Source organism: uncultured Sphingomonas sp., assembly GCF_964237155.1.
Taxonomy (GTDB): domain Bacteria; phylum Pseudomonadota; class Alphaproteobacteria; order Sphingomonadales; family Sphingomonadaceae; genus Sphingomonas.
Genome location: NZ_CAXSHH010000113.1, coordinates 1 through 5,552 on the forward strand (window position 1 = coordinate 1; position 5,552 = coordinate 5,552).

Genomic DNA, 5,552 nt, shown 5'->3' on the forward strand with positions numbered 1-5,552 from the left:
ATCATCAGCGCGGCCCTGACTTTCGGCGGCAGTTCGTTCAACGCTTCATCGAGCAGCGCCAAGCGTCGTTTCGCATCGATGGCCTGATCGGGCGAGGGCACATCCGCGGCCATGGCATCGATATCGACCACTTCGCCGGCGACCGCCTGGCGCGTCGCGGCAGAGCGCGCGCGGTCGCGGATCAAATTGAATGCCGCCACGTGCAGGAAGGCGGCTGGGTCGCGTATCTCGGAACGTGTCTCCGCCACCGACAGGCGCAGATAGGCATCTTGAACCACATCACGAGGGTCCGGTTCGCGCGAGCGCCGGCGGACCACCCGGACGAGGCGTTCATAAAGTCCTTCGGCGGCCTGGGAGGCACCGACGTGAGGCCTCTCCTCGAGATCCTCATCGTTCGCGCGTCGCAGGCGATAGGTGGTGGCCATTCCAGACCTCTCCTGGCGTGCGCGAAGAGCATTCGTCCAGCGTGCGATCATGTCAATTGTCTTAAGTACGATAAATAAGCGAAGTGCCGCTGATTGTCGGTGAGGACGCGGCGCGCTCGTACGTCTTCACGAGGGAGGTCGAGGACAGCCTCGATGATAAGTCGCTGGGAAAGCGACAAGGGGAGAGTGACAATGAAGGGCAATAGCCTGCGGGTGCTGTTCGCGTCGACGGCCTTGGGCCTGTTCGCGGGTGGGCTTGCATCGCCGGCCATCGCGCGGAGCGCGATGCGGATGTCGTACAACATCGCGGCCCAGCCGCTCGGAACCGCCATCAAGCAGTTCGCCCGCGAGAACGGCGTACAGGTGCTGTTCGCGGAAGTCGACGTCGCCGGCAAGGCGACGCGGGGGCTGAGCGGCCGCTTCACCAACCAAGAGGCGCTCGCGCAACTTCTCGGCGACGGACGACTGAGCGTCCAGATGATCCGGCCCAAGGTGTTCGTGATCCGCAACACGCAACGTCTGACCGCGGCGCGGGCGACGCACGCTTCGCTCGCGGCACCGCTCGTTTCAGCAGTGGCTCAGGAGCCACAGGCTGGCACCGTACCCGGAGGGAGACGTGCGGATGCGGCCGAGGTCGCGGAGGAAGACGCACCGGTCGCTGACATCATCGTTACCGGTCAGCGCGCTAGTCTGACCGCGGCTGCGGACATCAAGCGTGACTCCGCGCTGGTGGTCGACTCCATCGTAGCCGACGACATCAGCAAGTTCCCCGATCCTACCACCGCCTCCGCGCTTCAACGCGTGCCGGGCGTGCAGGTGTTCATCGGCGACAATAACGAGCCGCAGAGTCCGATCATCCGCGGCATCGGCGACATCCTCACGACGCTGGACGGGCGGGAGATCTTCAGCGGCGTCGGCCGCGGTTTCTCGTTTCAGGATCTGCCGGCAGAGGCACTCGCCGGTGCCGACGTGTTCAAGTCGAATTCGGCTAATTTGATCGAAGGCGGCGTGGCCGGGGTCATCGACCTGAAGCTCAGAAAGCCGCTGTCGCTGAAGGACGGGCTGACGATCGGGGCGAGCGCGCAGGCGTTCTACGCTAAGAACCCCGACAAGTTCGGGCCCCTCCTGAGCGGGCTTCTGGCGTATCACGGTGAGCGTGACGGGCAGGAGTTCGGCGCGCTGTTGAACGTCAGCTATTCCGACCTGCCGTTCGACCGGCCTATCTCGTTCAACTGCGATCCGCGTTCGGGCAACAACGGCCCGCCCGGCGCGGGCGGCGTGATCCTGCCGACCTGCGTCGGAGGGCTGAACCAGGTCGGCCGCTACCAGCGGCCGCAGGTCAACGGCGCCCTCCAGTGGAAACCGACCCCCGAACTCGAATTATACGCGGACGGTCTCTTCACCGGATACCGCTCGCGCAACGAAACGAGCTTCATCTTCTCCGACATTTTCGCCGCCGAGAGCGTCACCAACGTAGTGCCTGGCGATCAGTGCGGCGAGTTCGGCATCGACGGGGGCGGCTTCTACAACGGCTCGATCACCGCCTCCTCGCCGCTGGTCACGGGCGGGGCAGGGCGGCAGCAGCTCTGCTATGCGGAGTCCGCCCGGTTCAACAACGTGCCCGGTCTAACCTCGACCCAGGCGCGCACCACCCGGACCAATCAATATCTGGGCGCGGTCGGCGCGCGCTACGACGCGGACCGTGTCCACCTCGACTTTGACCTGTCCTACCAGGAGTCGAAGACGAGGAACCGTACGATCATCGTCGACATCGGCAAACAGATCGCCGCGACCGATGTCGTGATCAATGACGGCGGCAACGGCACGACCGATATGCCGGGCAACCCGCTCGGGGACCCGAACGATTTCCGCTTCGCCAATGGTCTTTTCCAAGATATCAACGAGGGCTTCGGTTCGCTGTGGGCGGCGCGCCTCGACGCCGCTTACGAGGTGGGCGGGTTCGTGCGCCAGCTTCAGGCGGGGGTGCGCTACGCCGACCGCGCGACAAACTTCCAAGGCTTTCAAGGCGGTCCGGCGGCACCAGGCGGGAACCGCGTTACCCTCGTGAACTCGGTCGGACTTCCGGCCGATTTCCTCCGCACGTCGCGGTCGAGCATCCGGTACATCAATGGTGGCCAGAACTGGGTCACGCCCGACCGCGACTTCCTGTTGGACCAGACGGACGTCATACGCGCCCTGTACGGCGCGCCGGCCGGCGATCCGGCATTCCAGCCGACGCGCAACTACGACGCGGCTGAGAAGACCTATGCGGCCTATGCGCAGGCCGCCTACGAGGTCGAGCTGGGCGGCGGAGCCCGCCTGGACGGGCTGCTAGGCGGTCGACTGACCAAGACTGATCGGACGCTCGTCGGCACGGGCTTGATCCGCCCGGCGCCGACCCCCTCGGTGCCCAATCCCGCTTCGGTGGCCACGCCCGTCGAGACCGACACGAGCGATACCGATTTCCTGCCGAACTTCAGTGCTCGACTCAGGCTGGACCAAAACCTGCAGTTCCGCTTCTCGGCGACCCGGACCCTGGCGAGGCCCGCGTTCGGCGACCTCAATCCCGGCCTGACTTATGAAGTCCCCAACAACGCCAACGTCCAGCCGAACGGCGGTGGCGGCAATCCGGACCTCAAGCCCCAGAAGGCGGACGCGCTCGACGCGACGGTCGAATATTATTGGAGTCGGAGCAACTACGTGTCGGCGGCGGTGTACTGGCGCAAGCTCAAGGACCGTACAGTCTCGGGCACCAACCCGGAGGTGATTGACGGCGTGACCTACAACATCACTCGTCCCCGCAACGCGGCGACCGCGACGCTTAAGGGCCTGGAACTGAGCAGTCAGGCGTTCCTGGACTTCCTGCCGGGCGCGCTGTCCGGGTTCGGAGCGCTGGCCAACTTCACGCTCGCCGATAGCGAGATCACGACCGAGGGCGACGTGCTCGAGGGCGAACCCCTGCTCAACGTCTCGAAATACAGCTACAACGTCGGGCTGCTCTACGAGCGGTCGAAGTTCACCGGGCGGCTCATCTACACCTATCGATCCAAGTACAACGAACTCTCGATCGGCAATCTCGTGCGGCCGATCGGACAAGTCGTCGGTTTCAACAAGGTGCGCGGCTTCGGCCGCCTCGACTTCACGGTCAGCTACGACGTGAGCGACAATGTCGCCTTGAGCGTTAACGGGACCAACATCAACCGTTCCAAATACCGAAGCTACTTCGACCAGCGGTTCTTTCCCCACGACATCCGTGACGACGACTCGACCTATTTCGTCGGCATCCGGACGCGTTTCTGACAAGAGGTGCGCATGCGATCCATCCAGCTCTCCCGCGCGCGGTCCGTCGGCCCTGCGCCCGCGCCCGGTCCTTCGTTCGCCGGCTTCTTAGGGTGGCTCACGCCGGCGGATCGGACGGGCGGCGTGCGATGCGATCGTCGGACCCTCGCCATGGCTGCCGCGCTGGCTCTCGCCACGACGCTCCTGGCGGTCGAGGCCAGGGCGCAGGAGCAGCCGGGAGCACCGGTCAAGCACTATGTCCATCCCGACAAGGCGTATCTCTTCGCCCACATGACGAAGGAGCGGTACGGCGTCCTCTACTACTCGGTCAGCTTGGACGGGTTCACCTGGCGCGGGCTCAACGGGGGGCGACCGGTGTCGGCGGACTATCGCGGCCATGCGTCGATCGCGCGCGGGCGCGACGGGCGTTATTTCCTGGTCGGCAACGAGAACGACGATGACCCGTTCATCCGCTTCTGGGTGTCGGACGACCTGATCCGCTGGACGCCCTACGGGACCTATCGGCCAAACCTGAAAGCCGCGACCGGGCACCCCCATCCCCTACAGAGGATCGGTGCTCCCAAGCTGATGTTCGATGAGCGGTCGAACGAATTCCTGCTGACGTGGCACACGCCGAACGTGCCTGGCTCGACCGACGATCCGGAACGCTACTGGGCGAGTCAGCGGACGCTCTACGTGCGTTCGCGCGACCTGAAGACCTTTACCACGCCGCCGCGTCGCCTGTTCGCCTGGGATATGGCGACGATCGACACGATCGTGCAGCAAAACGGCGACGCGGGCTATTGCGCGATCATCAAGGACGAGCGCTACCCCTCCTACAACTGGGTGACCGGCAAGACGGTCCGCATCAGTTGCGCGCCGACGCTGCTGGGACCTTACCCCGACCCAGGGCCACCCGTCAGCCCGAACTTCCGGGAGGCGCCGACGGTCATTCGCGCGCCGAACGGGGCCGACTGGTTGCTTTATTACGAGCAATATGCCGGAAGCAGCTACGGTCTTTCGATGGCGCCGCGGCTGGAAGGGCCGTGGTTCCAATTATCGGGCAACAGCGGAGTGCCCGAATGGAACCGTTACGAGATGCCGCCCGGAGTGCGCCACGGCTCGATGATCGAGATCAGCCGCAGGCAGCATGATGCGTTGACGGCGGCATTCTCCGCTCGATGAGCGGTGTAGCTCAATCGACCGCGTTGGATCTTCTTCGCCGGGAGTAACCCTCCTTGTCGCGGCGTTGCTTGGGCTGGCTCTCTACATGGAAAGCCCGTTTCTTTTTTTGACGGTGTCAACGTCCTGTTTCGCACGGCCGCACAGAGCTGCGCGGGTTCCTTTCCTGGATGTTGACCGACCACACGTGCCCCTCGCCAATGCCGCGCGGCGAAATAATGACACGTGTGGCGAGCACCCGCCTGATAATCTGAGCGGTGCGGCCGTCCGCCACGCCCTCGTTCTCGGGACTGGTCACATGGAAGGCACGTAGCACGGTCCGCTGTGGGTTTGGGTACAGCCGCTCGGAAACGGTCTTCACGAGATCGGATCGGGTCGAGGTCGCGGGCTCCGGCGAGGTCGGGAAGTTGGCTTCGCCAATGCAAGAATGACACGCTCCGCCGGCTGGAAGCAAGCGCGATCGAACGAGCAGGATGCGATCCGCCACGGCGAACGCCTGAACAAATGGCCGGTTCGGGAACGTCGTGAGCGCGGCGGAACTGGCCGCAACTGGGTCGTTTCGTCGCGCGCGGCCATGCGCTATCCGGCGATAAGCTTTTCAATGCGCTCCTGGGCGGATGCCATGGCGGCATTGTCTTGCTCAGGTCCGTAGGCGATGCCCTCAGC

4 protein-coding genes are annotated in these 5,552 nt (G+C 64.7%); 2 read left to right on the forward strand and 2 right to left on the reverse strand.

What is annotated here, in order from left to right:
* Positions 1-425 (reverse strand): hypothetical protein (locus tag ACFE71_RS14625; protein ID WP_375429497.1); only part of this gene is annotated, 425 nt, incomplete at its 3' end.
* Positions 426-617: 192 nt separating this feature from the next.
* On the opposite strand from ACFE71_RS14625, the gene ACFE71_RS14630 reads away from it, so the two are divergent.
* The gene (locus ACFE71_RS14630; protein WP_375429498.1) at positions 618-3,725 is read left to right on the forward strand and encodes a TonB-dependent receptor; all 3,108 of its coding nucleotides are present in this window, start codon (positions 618-620) and stop codon (positions 3,723-3,725) included.
* A 150-nt stretch (positions 3,726-3,875) separates the two neighbouring features.
* Positions 3,876-4,889, forward strand: a complete 1,014-nt coding sequence (locus tag ACFE71_RS14635) for a glycosyl hydrolase family 43 (protein ID WP_375429499.1) — start codon at positions 3,876-3,878, stop codon at positions 4,887-4,889.
* Positions 4,890-5,004: 115 nt separating this feature from the next.
* Here ACFE71_RS14635 and ACFE71_RS14640 read toward each other — a convergent pair whose 3' ends face one another.
* A complete protein-coding gene (locus ACFE71_RS14640; protein ID WP_375429500.1) occupies positions 5,005-5,373 on the reverse strand; it encodes a hypothetical protein in 369 nt (122 codons plus the stop codon).
* Positions 5,374-5,552 lie beyond the last annotated feature (179 nt).